This is a genomic window from Saprospiraceae bacterium (assembly GCA_016710235.1).
In the GTDB taxonomy this organism is placed as follows: Bacteria; Bacteroidota; Bacteroidia; order Chitinophagales; family Saprospiraceae; genus Vicinibacter.
The window spans coordinates 829,980-844,561 of sequence record JADJLG010000001.1 but is presented as its reverse complement, the minus strand read 5'-3'; the positions used below and the strand labels follow the sequence as shown (position 1 = coordinate 844,561).

At 40.1% G+C, this 14,582-nt stretch carries 8 protein-coding genes; 2 read left to right on the top strand and 6 right to left on the bottom strand.

Annotated features, from left to right (window positions below):
* Positions 1-28: 28 nt before the first annotated feature.
* The 4 genes from IPI99_03410 to rsmA all read right to left on the bottom strand — a co-directional run bounded on the left by IPI99_03410 (position 29) and on the right by rsmA (position 4,616).
* Positions 29-283: a hypothetical protein gene (locus IPI99_03410; GenBank protein ID MBK7339560.1), complete on the bottom strand. Its 255-nt coding sequence runs from the start codon at positions 281-283 to the stop codon at positions 29-31.
* 117 nt (positions 284-400) lie between these two features.
* A complete protein-coding gene (locus IPI99_03405) occupies positions 401-3,160 on the bottom strand; it encodes an insulinase family protein (protein MBK7339559.1) in 2,760 nt (919 codons plus the stop codon).
* A gap of 215 nt (positions 3,161-3,375) precedes the next feature.
* Positions 3,376-3,834 (bottom strand): GatB/YqeY domain-containing protein, encoded by a 459-nt coding sequence (locus tag IPI99_03400; protein ID MBK7339558.1) that lies wholly within the window; start codon positions 3,832-3,834, stop codon positions 3,376-3,378.
* Entirely contained in the window at positions 3,831-4,616 is a 786-nt protein-coding gene (gene rsmA / locus IPI99_03395; protein ID MBK7339557.1) for a ribosomal RNA small subunit methyltransferase A, read from the bottom strand. Before rsmA ends, IPI99_03400 begins: the two co-directional genes overlap by 4 nt.
* 91 nt (positions 4,617-4,707) lie before the next feature.
* On the opposite strand from rsmA, the gene IPI99_03390 reads away from it, so the two are divergent.
* Positions 4,708-7,152 (top strand): phenylalanine--tRNA ligase subunit beta, encoded by a 2,445-nt coding sequence (locus IPI99_03390; GenBank protein MBK7339556.1) that lies wholly within the window; start codon positions 4,708-4,710, stop codon positions 7,150-7,152.
* Positions 7,153-7,186: 34 nt separating this feature from the next.
* Here the strand turns inward: IPI99_03390 and IPI99_03385 are convergent, their stop codons facing one another.
* A complete protein-coding gene (locus tag IPI99_03385) occupies positions 7,187-7,939 on the bottom strand; it encodes an FAD-dependent oxidoreductase (GenBank protein ID MBK7339555.1) in 753 nt (250 codons plus the stop codon).
* 687 nt (positions 7,940-8,626) lie between these two features.
* Positions 8,627-11,518: a hypothetical protein gene (locus tag IPI99_03380; protein MBK7339554.1), complete on the bottom strand. Its 2,892-nt coding sequence runs from the start codon at positions 11,516-11,518 to the stop codon at positions 8,627-8,629.
* A 1,304-nt stretch (positions 11,519-12,822) separates the two neighbouring features.
* On the opposite strand from IPI99_03380, the gene IPI99_03375 reads away from it, so the two are divergent.
* Positions 12,823-14,463 carry a T9SS type A sorting domain-containing protein gene (locus IPI99_03375; GenBank protein ID MBK7339553.1) on the top strand — a complete coding sequence of 547 codons (1,641 nt, stop codon included), beginning with the start codon at positions 12,823-12,825 and terminating at the stop codon, positions 14,461-14,463.
* Positions 14,464-14,582: the final 119 nt, after the last annotated feature.

The window sequence follows — 14,582 nt, the reverse complement described above, 5'->3', positions numbered from 1 at the left end:
TTGTTTTTTTAGATTTCTGCTAACATCTTTATCTACGCCATAAAATATATACGCCATTATGGCGTATGTATTTTATGGCGTAGATATCTTCTATGTGACCAGGGTTTCCTTTCATTTTTAAGGGCGGTTTGAGCTTTGACAAGCAAATATAAGGAGGATTTTGTCTCATTTTGCCGGGTGGATTCAGGATTATTTTCTCAGACTTCTTTCCTTCGAGTGAGCCGGCCGGAGTGCTGCGCAGCAGGTCAGCCGCACTCGGCTGACGGAGCGAATAGCGAACCACGCAGGACGGCGACCCTTGCCTCGCAAGGGGTACTCCCGGACACCACTAAAAAAAGATGGCAACCAAATTAGTATTGATTGCCACCCGGTTTTTTATGAGTCAAACAAAATTGCCGTATTAAGGCTTCTTCAGTTTGTTGGCAAAGTCTCCGCCTTTGAAGAAGCTGATCTTGTTGATGTCTACGTGCTTCCTCATCGCTGCATTGAGATCGTCTACTTTGAGTGCGCGTATTTGATTTTCAAGTTGCTCGGTAAACTGCAGGGTGCGATCTAAGTCCAACATGTTGTTGAGCATAGATGCCAGCTGGTTATCCTGCGATCGGCTCACCTGGCGTGACTGGAGCATCCCGTTGCGGGCATCGTTGAGTTCCTGTTCAGTAAAACCGTCTTTGAGCATGCGATCTATTTCTTCTTTGAATGCTTGTTCGAGCTTGTCTCGGTTTTCAGGTGCATATATGGCATAAGCTGTAAATCCTCCGGACTTGTCAACAGCGTTGGCGTTGAATTGTGATCCCACACCATAGGACAATCCTTCTTTCTGCCTGATACGCGTAGCCAGCCTGCTGTTGAGGAAGCCTCCTCCAAGGATATAATTGCCCAGCAACATCGCTGCGTAATCAGGATCTGAATCTTTGATTTCCAGATTGCATCCTGCCAGAAACATCGCGTTTGCTTTGTCCGGTGTCTCCAAATTTATATTGGTCGGCTTGACAGCAACGTAAGGATCTGCGAGGTGCTTATACGGTGTAGCTGACTTCCAGCTGCCGAATTCATTGTGAATGATGCTTTTGATTTCTGCCTCGTCAAAATCGCCTACGACAGCCATAGTGGCGTTGGTTGCTCCATAATAATTCTTATGGAAGTCCTTCACATCCTGTAGCTGCAGATTTTTCAGGTCGGCGATCTCTTCGTCCGGTGTGCTGACATAACGAGGATCTCCCTTAGGATATGGATTGAGGTGTCTGGAATAGGCATTGGACACGAGTGACTGAGGATCGGATTTCATCTCCTCGATCTGAGCGAGTCGTTCATTCTTCAGCTCTTCAAATTCTTTCTGGCTGTACTCCGGATTCTTGAGAACATCAGCTACGAGACGCAGGACTTCAGGTAGATTTTCTCTGGTCGTCTGGATACTGGCATTGACATTGGCTCCTCCTCCGTAGAAATTCACCCTTGCTTTCAGTCTGTCGAAAGCATCCTTGATCTCTTGTCTGGTCTTGGTGGTAGTGCCCCGGTCCAGCATTTCGGTAGCGACATCACTGATCATCGACTTACCATTCAGGCTTTTTTCGTCACCCAAACGCAGTTGTACGCTTGCATTGACGAGATTGCCTTTGGTGAGCTTAGGTAGCAATGCATATTTGATAGAATTGGGCTCCTGGCCCCTTTTAGTTCTTTTTTCAATATTCGTCGGAGAAGGGTCGAAATCTTCTCCCTGAGCGATCGGCGCATCGCCTTTGTAACTGCTCACCAGTGCTGCAATATCCGGAGCAGTAGGTATCTCAGCTCTATCCGGCTTCGATTCAGGATAAAACATTCCTATGGTTCGGTTGGAAGGCTTGAGATAACTTATCGCAGCCAACTGCACGTCTTCAGGTTTGGTATTGCGTAAGTTGTCCCTGTAGATGAATGCAAGCCTCCAGTCACCCATTCCGATGAATTCACTGATCGCCGTCCCTACGCGTTCTGTGTTGCGCAGCAGAAGCTCGAAGTCTTTCAGGAGAGTACCTTTAGCACGCTCTACCTCTTCCTTCGTCACAGGCGTAGAGATGACCTCATCTAAGGTCTTGAGCATGGTGTTTTTGGCCTCTTCAAGAGAACTCTCTTTTCTTACCTGGGCGCCGAAATAAGTGAATCCCGGTTCTTTGAGTGTAGCGCACCAGCCGAACTGGGATGAAGCCTTCTTGGTCTCTATCAGAGATTTGTACATCCTGCCGGATCCATCTGCCGTCATGATCTCAGTCAATACATCCATAGCTGCTGCATGTGGGTGTGACCCCGGAGGAATATGGTACATGCATGCTAGGGCTTGGACATCACCCACTCTACGCAAGCTGACGCTGCGCTCTCCGTCCTGAGTGGGCTCGGCAGTATAAGTCGGAATCAACTGGCGTGTTGGTCTTGCTAATTTTCCGAAGTACTCGGTGACAAGCTGGAGCGTTTTTTCTTCATTGATTTTTCCGGCTACAGTGAGCACCGCATTGTCCGGCTGGTAGTATTTTCTATAAAAATCTTGTAGCCTCTCAATGGGCACATTTTCAATGTCTGATCGAGCACCGATAGTGGACTGGCCGTAGTTTTGCCAGAGGAAGGCAGTCGACAAGACACGCTCGAGGAGCACTCCGCTCGGGTCGTTTTCACCCATTTCAAATTCATTGCGCACCACGCTCATTTCTTTGTCGAGGTCTTTCTTGGCAATAAAGGAATTGATCATGCGATCAGATTCCAGATCGAGTGCCCATCTTAAATTTTCTTCAGAAGCAGAAAATGTCTCAAAATAATTTGTTCTGTCATACCAGGTTGTACCATTAGGTCTGGCACCGTGTTTGGTCAATTCATTCGGGATGTCCGGGTGATTTGGGGTACCCTTAAATACCATGTGCTCCAGTAAGTGAGCCATACCGGTCTCTCCATAACCCTCATGTCTGGATCCTACCAAATAGGTGATATTGACGGTGATGGTCTGCTTGGAATTGTCCGGATACAGGAGAACTTTCAGTCCATTGTCCAACTGGTACTCCGTAATGCCCTCCACCGAGGCAATTTTTTTCGCTGTGCCCATGGCAGCAGGTTTTGACATGTTAGAGGCAGGTGATTTGGTTTGTCCTGTCACTTTTCCATCAGGACTGATGGATATTGCGGAGTCCGTAGCTTTCATGTCGCCGGGACGCTTGCCTCTCTTTTGAGCTGACAAATCAGATGTCACGATCAGCAAGCAAAAGAGTACAATACCTGAAAATAGATAATTTTTATTCATTGGTAAATTAGTTTTGACAAATGTACGATAATGTTCGTAGATAAATAAAATTTTTCTAAAACTTACAAGCCAACGCAGCCATACAGGACTTATTGCATGAAGCTCAATGCTTGTTTCTAGGATTTGCCCCCTGACAACAATTCCCGGACGATAGCGGACACCACCTTACCGTCAGCTTGACCTGCCAGTTGTTTGGTAGCTGCTCCCATCACCTTGCCCATGTCCTTTGCATCCACAGCTCCTGTGGCAGTGATGATCTCCTGAATGATGCGACGTAGTTCGGCTTCATCAAGCTGAGCGGGCAGATATCGTTCGATGATAGTGATCTCATCTCGCTCGATGGCGGCAAGGTCTTCTCTCTGTTGTTTGGTGTATATGTCTAAGGATTCACGACGCTGTTTGACCAGTTTTTGCAGGATGGCGATCGAGCGCTCTTCTGTGAGTTCCTGACCGGAACCATCGGTGTTGGCTAGCAGGATAGCGGCCTTGATGGCTCGGATACCGCGCAGCGCTTTTTCGTCTTTGGCTTTCATGGCCTCTTTGAGGTCCTGATTTATTTTTTCTTGAAAATTCATATGGTATTGTTTTTTAACCGTTCAAACTCCTTTGCAAGGCGAAGATACTCCTGAGGGCTCACATCTTCCGGTCTTTGGTCGAAAAAGCGGTCTGACAGAATATCCTGTGGAAGGCCCGGCAAGGACTTGAGATTATTGCGCAGGGTCTTTCTTTTGAATTGAAATGCCGACCTTACCAGTTTCTGGAGCAACGACCAGTCAGATCGTGTCAGCGCTTCCGGCAATCTCTCGAGTACAAGCATGGCAGACTCCACCTTAGGTGGTGGTTGGAATTGGCCCCGACTGATATCAAACGCAATCTTTGCCTTATACATCAGGCCGGTTAATACAGCCAGTCTGCCGTATTCCCGAGTTCCGGGTTTGGCTATAATTCGCTGTGCCATCTCTTTCTGAAACATGCCGATCATAGAGGGAATGAGTGGAGTGTTTTCCAAAGTCTTAATGACAATCTGTGAAGAAATATTGTATGGAAAGTTGCCACAAAGCACAAATTCTTCCGAATCAAACACGCGGTTGAAATCCAACTGTAGGACGTCACCGGGGATGAGCTGGTCTTCAGTCAAACCTAGATGCTGACGCAGGTATTCCACCATGTCACGATCAGCCTCTACAGCCTTGAAATGCTCTACATGGTTTATAAGTGAATGGGTGATCGCTCCTTTCCCCGGACCTATCTCCAATATATGCGCATTTGCATAAGAGAGGATCAGCCCGGCGATGCGGTCTATGGTCCTCTGATTGTTCAAAAAATGCTGTCCGAAAGATTTTTTTGCTTTTGCCATACCTGCAAATGTCGCCTTTTACCGAAAAAAGGACGAAAATCAGGGAGTTTTTAGAAATATTCCTTCTCTTTGCAGTATAAAATCTGCTCCCATGCGCATCTCCCTTTCTTGGTTAAAAGAACTTCTGCCTATAAACGATTCTGCTGAATTCATAGCAGACAGACTTACCGGCTTAGGCCTTGAGGTTGAGGGCATGGAACAGCTTGATGCCGTAAAAGGAGGACTTCAAGGCATCGTGGTTGGTCGCGTCCTTGAATGTGTAAAGCATCCACAGGCTGACAGACTGAGCCTTACCAAAGTGGATGTCGGAGCTGCAGAAAGTCTAAGTATCGTCTGCGGAGCGCCCAATGTAGCCGCCGGACAGCTGGTACTTGTAGCAACGGTCGGCACGACACTTTATCCCTCTGCCGGCGAGCCTTTCAAAATCAGTAAAGCCAAAGTGCGCGGTGAAGTTTCTGAGGGAATGATTTGTGCAGAAGATGAGATGGGTTTGGGGCAATCCCACGATGGGATCCTGGTTTTGCATGATCAGGCTCTTCTTCCGGGGACTCCGGCAGCTGAAGCGCTAGGGCTGAAGTCTGACGTCATCCTCGAGATAGGATTGACGCCCAATAGATCAGATGCTACCAATCACATGGGAGTTGCCAAAGATCTGCTGGCATGGTACAGAGTGCACAGCGACCCAAAAATGCAAATCAACCTTCCACCTCTGGATGCGCTGGCAGTTGAAACGGGTCCTTTGGACTTTGAGGTAGTCGTAGAAGATACAAACCGCTGTCCTCGGTATTCCGGAATCTGCCTTGACAATGTAACGATAGCTCCTTCCCCGGCATGGCTGGAAGAGAAAATCAAAGCGATGGGGCAGAATCCGGTCAATAATCTCGTCGATATCACCAATCTGGTCATGTTTGAGATGGGTCAACCCCTGCACGCATTTGACTATGACAGGATCGAGGGACACTGTCTCCACATTGGCACATTGGCAGAGGGGACAAGCTTTACTACATTGGACCAGCAGGAGCGCAAGCTGAGAAGTTCGGATCTGATGATCTGTGACCGGCATCATAAGCCTCTCTGCATTGCAGGTGTTTTGGGTGGACTGGAGTCCGGTATAAAAGACAATACCAAACGCGTATTTTTAGAGTCGGCTCACTTCCAGGCTTCTTCAATCAGATTGAGTAGCATGGGACACAATATTAGAACCCAGGCAGCCAAATGCTTTGAAAAAGGCTCAGATCCCAATGCAACCATCACAGCCTTGCAAAGAGCAGTCTATCTGTTGAAATTATGCTGTAATGCAAAAGTGGCAGCTCCTGTCATCGATATTTATCCGGAGAAAGTAAAGCCTGCAGAAATCCATCTTGAGACGGAAGAGGTCAAAAAATGGAGTGGAATTCAGCTGGATACAGAAAAACTTAAGTCCATTCTGTTTGCTATGGATATGGAGATCAAATATGAGCGCAATGGCGCTCTGGTGATCCATGTCCCTACCAACAAAGCCGATGTCACCCGACCGGCAGATGTAATCGAAGAAGTGTGCCGGGTGTACGGTCTGGACAAAATTCCGGTACCTGACAAAATTCAATTGTCATTTCCTCAACAAATAGCATCAACTTATCAACTCAAAAAACAACTCTCCGACAAGCTCAGTAGTTGGGGCCTGAACGAAATCATATCCCTCTCTCTGAGCTCTTCGGATTTATGCAAGAAAACAGCTGTGTGGACTGAAGAGCAATTGATCTATGTCCATAATACCTCCAATGTGCATCTGGACGTGATGAAACCGGGTATGGTTCTGGGAGGCCTGGAGGCTATTCAATTTAACCAAAACAGGCAACAGACAGACTTAAAATTGTTTGAATTCGGCAAAGATTACACCAGAGATAAAGAACAGATCCAGGAAACCGCCAAACTTGGTATATGGACCTGTGGTTCAGTAGAACCTTCTATTTGGTCCCTGCCAAAACCAGCTCAACAGGATTTCTTTTCTATCAAAAGCCTTGTGGATTCCATCCTCACGGGTTGTGGGATCAATCCGGAATTATCCATTTTAGAAAACGGTGATGCCCAGTTTGCTTATTGTGCAGAATGGAAGCAACACCAGTCCATTCTGGCAAAAGCCGGATATCTAAAGCAGAATCTTACTTCAAGTTTTGATATCAAAAAGCCCGTTTTTTATGCGGAGATTTATCTCAAAGGGCTTTCCAAAAAGCAAAATGCCCCTGGAGTGAAATATCAAGAAGTGAGCAAGTTCCCTTCTGTAAGACGGGACCTGGCCGTTGTAGTGGATCGATCCGTTAGCTTTGCGCAGTTGAAGACTATAGCACAGAAGAACAGTGGAAAATTATTGAAGGGAGTCGGTCTGTTCGACATTTATGAAAATGAAAATCAACTTGGAGCCGACAAAAAATCCATGGCAATACAGTTACATTTTGAATCCACTGAAAAATCGTTGAACAGTGAAGAAATAGATAAGTTGATCAACAGATTGATCTCACAATACGAACAACAGCTCTCTGCTGTGATCCGCAGATAGATTTATTGAATAAATGGTGTATTCCGGCAAAGGATTACCCATAGAGTTCACACTGTATTTTATTTTTGGGAACTTCCAATGTATTGGTGAGATGAGTTAAGGCTTCATCGGTCATGATGGACCAGCCACAAACTAAAAAATGAGTGTTCTTGAGTTTTGCTTTTTTAGTGAGATCGGCGAGATAAATAGGGTGGATATAACCCAAATGATACTGCAATTCGGAGCTTGATTTAGGTAAATGTTCTTCTTGGGAAAAACAAATGTGTGCGGTGAATTTGTCCACAAAGTGTGCCCAATCTTCCAGCTCTTCCCGATAAAGGATAGTCTTTTCCTTGCGGACACCAAAGTATAAGGTGATGCTTTTGTAAGGATTGCCGTTATAACTCATGTCCTGCAGCATACAGCGAAAAGGAACAATGCCACTACCGGACGCGAGAAAAACCAAATGCTGATCATGATTTTCTGGTAACAGGAAGCTGCCATCAGGGCCTTTGCAGGAAATGATATCACCTTTGTTGATCTCATTGAAAAGATAATCGCTGGCTTTTCCTCCATTTTTAAACGTAACGCAGATCTCAACGATGTTTGATCCGTCAGAAATATTCGCGATAGAATAAGAGCGCCATCTGTCAGCCCTCTTTTCTCCTGTGGGTAGATCAAATACCAGAAACTGACCGGGTAGGTAATGAAGCGGTTCAGCATCCACTTTGCGGAACCAAAAGCGGTTGGTACCGCTCACTTCCACTTTTTGGCCAATAAACTCCAGATCAAACCACTCTGTAGGCATTATTCAGCTAAGTTAAACATTATTCAACACGGAGTATGCTTCTTTGTTTAATTCCCTTTTATCTAAATAGTTACATTGCATTCCTTCAAATGGTGCAGTTATCTTTTCTGTTAGAAGAGTTTTCCTGAATGGTTGATTTCAAGCTTGTATCTATCAAGTTGTTGACCCTGAAACACACAAAACGGAATTAGGGCAAGCGCGAGAATGGATTAAATTTGCACCGGTATGTAGATCAAAATTGATTTTTAAATTTCGGTATCCAAAGCAAAATTTGAGATTGATGCTCTTTTCAGGCAATACATCTCAATGAGTGCTGGCAAAATAGAGAGATTGAATATGGAGTCAACTGTTAATTTAAGCATATTATCTTCCTCAAATTAGAGCAACTTTGATGAGATTGCAAAGACTTAGTCCTGATCAGGAGCCTGAAATAGAATAATCAACTTGCCAAAAATATGAATTAGCTTATCTGCTATTTAAGAATCCATGAATCGTGAAGTCAAAATTTTTATTTCGAGACAAAAGCGTCCGTTTTTTTGAAGTACCCTAAATCACAACCAAAGAAATAGGAAGAGTGGCAGATGAAATCATCTAGAGACCATTAGAAGATTTAACTACCAAATGTCAAATGAAGTATTTTTACCATTTACATTGTAAGAGTTGCACTGTATCAATTGATCACGACAACTACTTTTTTACAACTTTTTCTAATAGTGAAAATAGAATAGTCGTACCCTTATTTATTTCACTGGAAATGATAACTTTTCCAAGTAAAGCTTTAGATCTTTCTTCAATGCTGTTTAGACCTCTCCCTTTTCTAATAGAAATCTTGTCAAATCCACATCCATCATCTTCTACTGTCATAGATATTTCATTGTTTTTTGTGATCATCATTACTTTTACTTCTGTACAATGACTATATTTTAAAGCATTATTTAATGCTTCTTTAAAAGAGAGATAAAAAACTTTCTTGGCATCCTGATTTAAGATTAAGTCTTTTTTCATATTCTGTTCCTGGAAACTAAACATCACTTGTTTTGCTTCACATAATTTTCTTCCGGTTGAATTTATCTTATCTATCAATTGACCCATGCTTTCTTCATTATTGTGCATTGTCCATACAATATCGCGCAGAGATTCTGTTGCTTCTTTGGCATTTTTATTTATTGTCTCCAACAAAGATTTTATTTGGTCATCTTGTTTTGCTTTTTTTATCGCAAAATCGGAATAAAACCCTATACTTGTAATAGTAGAGGCAATGTCATCATGCAAGTCATTGGCAACTTTATTCTTTAGATTCTGTATCCTAATAAGTTCGTTTATCTTAATTTTATAATAAGCATAAAACAAGCTCAGAAGAAATAAAAGCACTATTGTTTTAAACCACCAGGTCTGCATATAGTGTTTGTTGATTCTAAACTTTAAATTTTCTTTTGCCATCAAATACTCTCCTTTGTTGTTGATGGTTCTCAAAGAAAATGTATATTCACCCGGTTGCAGGGCTCTCAATTGAATAGGCTGTAATGATTGTAATACATGCCAACCCGTGTCTTGTTTATTCCATGTTAGTTGATACTCTAATTTCATAGATTGCATGGGGTCCCAATTCAGAAGTGAGGGAGTTATTTCAATATTATTTTCCTGATATCCAAATTGTAGGGGTCCCTTATAATTATTTGGCGAAATCCATCGGTTGTTCACAAACAAATCCGAAATAAATGCTTGATATAATATGGTGTTAGAGGCCAGTGAATCTGGATGAAATAATAGAATTCCATTTTTTACACCTGTGAGAATTGATCCATCCTCCATGACAACCAGCTGAGATGTCCCGTCAGTAAAATCTATACCATAGTGAGCATCAAACGAAGATAGCCTGTTATTATACGAATCAAAAATAAATAACTGCTGACTGTTTCTAAGGATGAGCTTTCCCTTCGGCAATGTCTCAAAATCCAAAAAAATGGTAGATACAATAGGTTCTTCTTTCGAAAAATTTAGAACCGCATGATCCTTAGTAAAACACCAAAGTCCATTTGGTCTGGTGATCATCCACAAATTTCCATTTTCATCTCTTTTAATGCGGAATATCAGTGAAGAGCTAGAAATTGAATCATGAGAAATATCTAATACAGCTGATTTTTGTTTTGAGACAAGATTAAATTGATAAATGACAGAACTATGATCACAGATAAGTAAGTTCTCATTTTCTAATATAATGTCTGTGATATCAGATGCCTTATGAAGTGTATCTTGTTTTATTATTTCAAATTTATCATAGTCAAAATCAAGTCTCAATAATCCCACGTCAAAAACGCCGCAATATATTTTTCCTTTTGAATCTACAATCATGGAGGTAAAGAAGAGTTTCCGTTTAGAAAAATATTTTGACATATCAAAAACAAAACACTGTGTTCTGGTATCAAATAGTACCAGGCGTGTGGCAGAATATATCCATAGAAATCTCTGATATGGAATAATTTTACTAGAGTATTCCATATCAACAGCGGATGGACATGTCATTTCATACAACTTAGCAGTTGGAACTTGATAGCAATAGAATGACCCTTTCTGTTTACATGCAAAATATATATTCTGATGGAGAGAGTCTTTATAGATTGCTGTAATATTTTTTTCCTTAAGATCAATATGCAACTTTTGAATACATTGGAATCTGGGATCCAATTTCCACATTCCATTCAATCCGCCAAGCCACATTACTTCATCATCTCCCTTAAAAATATTAAAAATCATCCAGTTTGGATTGTGTTCATCGTGACTTACAAAATCATTTAATAAAGTGCTTTTATGGTTGTCTAGATTGTATTCAATTAAGCCTACAGAGCTTGCGACCCAAAGTTTCCTGTCTCCAAATGGAAGAATAGACCATCTTTTATGATCATCAGATAATACATTGGATAGTGGACTTGCTTTATGGTATTCCCATTGCTTTGTGTCAAGATGATAAATTGCAAATCCATCTCCGGTAGTATTAAGAAATACAGATTTCTTATCTTGACAATATAAATCAGAAAATTCTATAGGTGAATTCCAATTAATGTTCTTGTGATAATGCGAAAATTGTTTGGTTATTTTATGATAACTATACAAACCAACATTACTGCAAATCCATATTTCATCCTTACTTTTATTTTTGATGGTATTAACACAATTATACTTTCTCACATCAAGATTATTTTCTATAATATACTGCTTCCACCCTATAGAAATAAATGTATCTTGACTCTCATCATAGTACAATGGGTCTCTATTGTCAAGACCTACCCAAATAGTTTTATCAGAATCTTCAAATATATGATTGGTTACAGATGTAGATAGTTCTGGATAATTTGCTGGAAGAAAATGTTTGAATGTGTCTTGAATCGGATCTAATACACTAATTCCATCCGCAGTCGCAATCCATACTTTATTTTTATAACTTATACAAAGGTCATTTATTATAGGGGAAACGGGATTTTTATCACTCTTTCTATAAGAATATTGTTTATAGTTTTGACCATCATATCTAAACAATCCGCCCTCGGTTCCTACCCATAAGTAAGAATTTGATTGCTGCACTATAGATTTAATTTTATGCTTTGAAAAAGCGAGGTTAACTTTCTGAAAATTGTAAGAGATTTGGGTATTGGTTTGGCAGAATAGTTTTTTGCCTATGATCAATAGTATGCATATAATTATTCTTACAACAAAACTATTAAAATGGTACACAGTGCAAGGTAGAAAAATTTTGCAAATTGAGGAACTTATATTTAGTTTGGCATTAATCCATTTATCCAATTTATTTCTTTGAGTGGCTTGGACGGATTACCCTGCATTCTGTATGGGCCATTTTCTACTAGAAGAGAAGGAGAAATTGAATCAAAATGGGTATACAATCCTGCCAGTAATCACTTTATCAAGTTTCGCATATCTTATGAAGCCAATTTGATATTGGTTTTTAGGTATTTATTATCAAAATCAGGACTTGATAACTTTTCTTCTAAAATGCCATAAATGTCGATCTCCAAAATCTAAATTAAGATATCAAGTGATTGTTCTAACATCCAATATATTCTGTCCATAATATGTGAGGAATTGATATTTCTGACAATCTTCCGAAATTGTCGTCTATTGGATTGATATTTATTCAGGGGCTTAGTGCTACTTAATATATTGTATGTAATTATAAGGTTCGTAGTATCTGCTATATTTGCATCAAAATCTACGCTTTGGGATCCACCCAATTTTAAGTGTTGCTTAGACTTTTTGTTAAACTTTTCAATACTCCAGCGGAATTTATAAATATTAAATGCTTTTACAGCATCAATAGAGCAATAAGTTGTTATGAGCATTTGATACTAGGCCGACTTGGGTGATTTATAGAAAAAGATCTTAACAGGTATATTATAAAGATTTATACCACCAACAGTAATTCCACATTTTTTGATTCCTTCATTAAGCATTGTTAGGTATCATTTTGTGAATCAGATGGTTAGCCTTGTAAAACTTGTCATTCAATTCAAATTGTGGTTTTCATAATTTGGCCAGGCCTATATAGTGCAAGCCTTGATTTTTATATAACAGCATGGATTAATTCTACACAAGTAAATCAATTGTCAGATGATAAGTAATTCGCTGATATACTTCGCTTTTATGGAGCCTTTTGTATTTGTATAGCCAAACTGATTTTGGTCTTTATCAACTCCTATTTCTTATGATATCTGTGCTAGAGTACACTCTTTAATTCCTATATTATTTCCTTTGTAGGACCTTACTTAACCCGCGACGCTTGATTATAATTAATATACCTTATTTATGGGATTGTGGGGAATTTTGTTTAGTATGATCTTTGTGCTATTAATTAAAAATATTAAATTGTAATTATGAAAAATTTATTAGTTTCTTTTCTTTTCTTATTATCTAATCTTTTTGCAATTGAAAATTATGCAGGTGATCTTAGGTTTAAATCGATCAAACCTATTACTGAAAATACCAATTATGCTATCACAAGTATGAGTTATAATGTCAGCATAGAAAACATTGGTACGGCAGTCGGATCCTTTGTAATATATGGCTATATTTCTAAAACACAAAACACGAGTGACGGAATTCCTGTTTATTCTAGAACGATAAACTCTATGGCACAAAATTCAAATTATTCTGATGTCATAACTCTAGATATTCCATGCAACCAAAAAGCTGGAGCTTATTATTTACTGATTAAAATAGATGCAAATAATCAAATCACCGAGACCAACGAATCCAATAATCTTTATAATCAAGCATTTAAGTTGCATCCCACCCTTAAAGTAGATAAAATGATCCATAGAATTAGTGGGGCGAGTCAATACATTAGTTTAGTAATGAATTCTGATAGTGCAGTGACCTTAACCAAATCCGTTAGCTGGATTCAATTTCCAAATGGACAAAATTCGCAGACTTTTAATTTTTGTCAATCGATCAATATAGGGATCAGTTCGTATATAAGTAAGAGATCTGCAGAGATAGTAATGAAAAGAGGAAATATTACCAAAAAAATGACTATATATCAAGATGGTAGTCTTGCTCCTTGTTTTTCTTCAGTTAATGATCTGACATATTCGTCAACTTCAGATGCAATTACTGTTCAATTTAGCAATTTAAATCAAGATATAAAAATAGAATATAGGCCACATTGGTCATCCGAATGGAAGTCTATGATAGTGAATTCTAGCCCTGCTGTTTTATCTAATCTTGCACAAGGTTCTCAATACTTCTTGAGATTATCTGCAAAGTGTCCAAACAGTCAATCTTATGGTAACCTAAAGTATATTACTGTGGCAACGAAGGTGGGTTATCAGAAACACAAATCCATGGTGTATACAGAACCACATGCAAGTCTTACAAGGGATGTCAATACATGGTATTTGGGGACCAGTATAGAGCCCGTTACTACAAATACAATAGGAAGTGCTGATCTATTTTTCAAGTATAAATGTGTTAATTTTCCGGGCTACATGGAAGTCAATACAATAAGTGGTGAAGTGACGGATGCCGTAATGGAAATCTATGAGGAGACAGCAAGTGGTTTAACTCTTGTAAAAACGATAGATGACGGATTATTTGGTAGTAAAATGCCTTACGTAAAACTAGTCACGCCAGAATACAAAGCAAATATAAATTATGTGGTTCGGATTTGGAGTAAAGGTCAGCCGGGTGGATTTCAAATAAAACAAACAGCAGTTTTGCCTTTGCAAGATAATGCAGATTCAAGATCAAACAGCATGGATTTAATTGAAGAAAAAAACGTCCACCTAGATTATTGTACCAATCCTGTAGAAAACCTCCTCAGCATTTCATTTTCGTCAACTTACCAAGACTTTATTCCATTGAAAATAATTTCATTGAATGGCGATTTATTATGGCAAGAAACACTGCAAATGATAAAAGGTGAAAATCGAGCAGAAGTAGATGTGTCTAGTTTAGCTTCGGGAATTTACTTAGTGAGAATAGGGGACAAGACTAAGAAATTTATAAAGTCCTAGAAAAACATGCTATTGTTTCATCCACTCCTCAAAATTGTGCTCAAATGATAGTTGTTGAGGGGTGGTAGGAACAATATCCCTCGTTTATGGTATTGCAGGGGAGAAGTATTCAAAAGACC

Coding starts and splice junctions, on each gene's coding strand:
- IPI99_03405 (MBK7339559.1), bottom strand. CDS start 3,160: ATGAAAGCTACGGACTCCGCAATATCCATCAGTCCTGATGGAAAAGTG.
- IPI99_03400 (MBK7339558.1), bottom strand. CDS start 3,834: ATGAATTTTCAAGAAAAAATAAATCAGGACCTCAAAGAGGCCATGAAA.
- rsmA (MBK7339557.1), bottom strand. CDS start 4,616: ATGGCAAAAGCAAAAAAATCTTTCGGACAGCATTTTTTGAACAATCAG.
- IPI99_03390 (MBK7339556.1), top strand. CDS start 4,708: ATGCGCATCTCCCTTTCTTGGTTAAAAGAACTTCTGCCTATAAACGAT.
- IPI99_03385 (MBK7339555.1), bottom strand. CDS start 7,939: ATGCCTACAGAGTGGTTTGATCTGGAGTTTATTGGCCAAAAAGTGGAA.
- IPI99_03375 (MBK7339553.1), top strand. CDS start 12,823: ATGAAAAATTTATTAGTTTCTTTTCTTTTCTTATTATCTAATCTTTTT.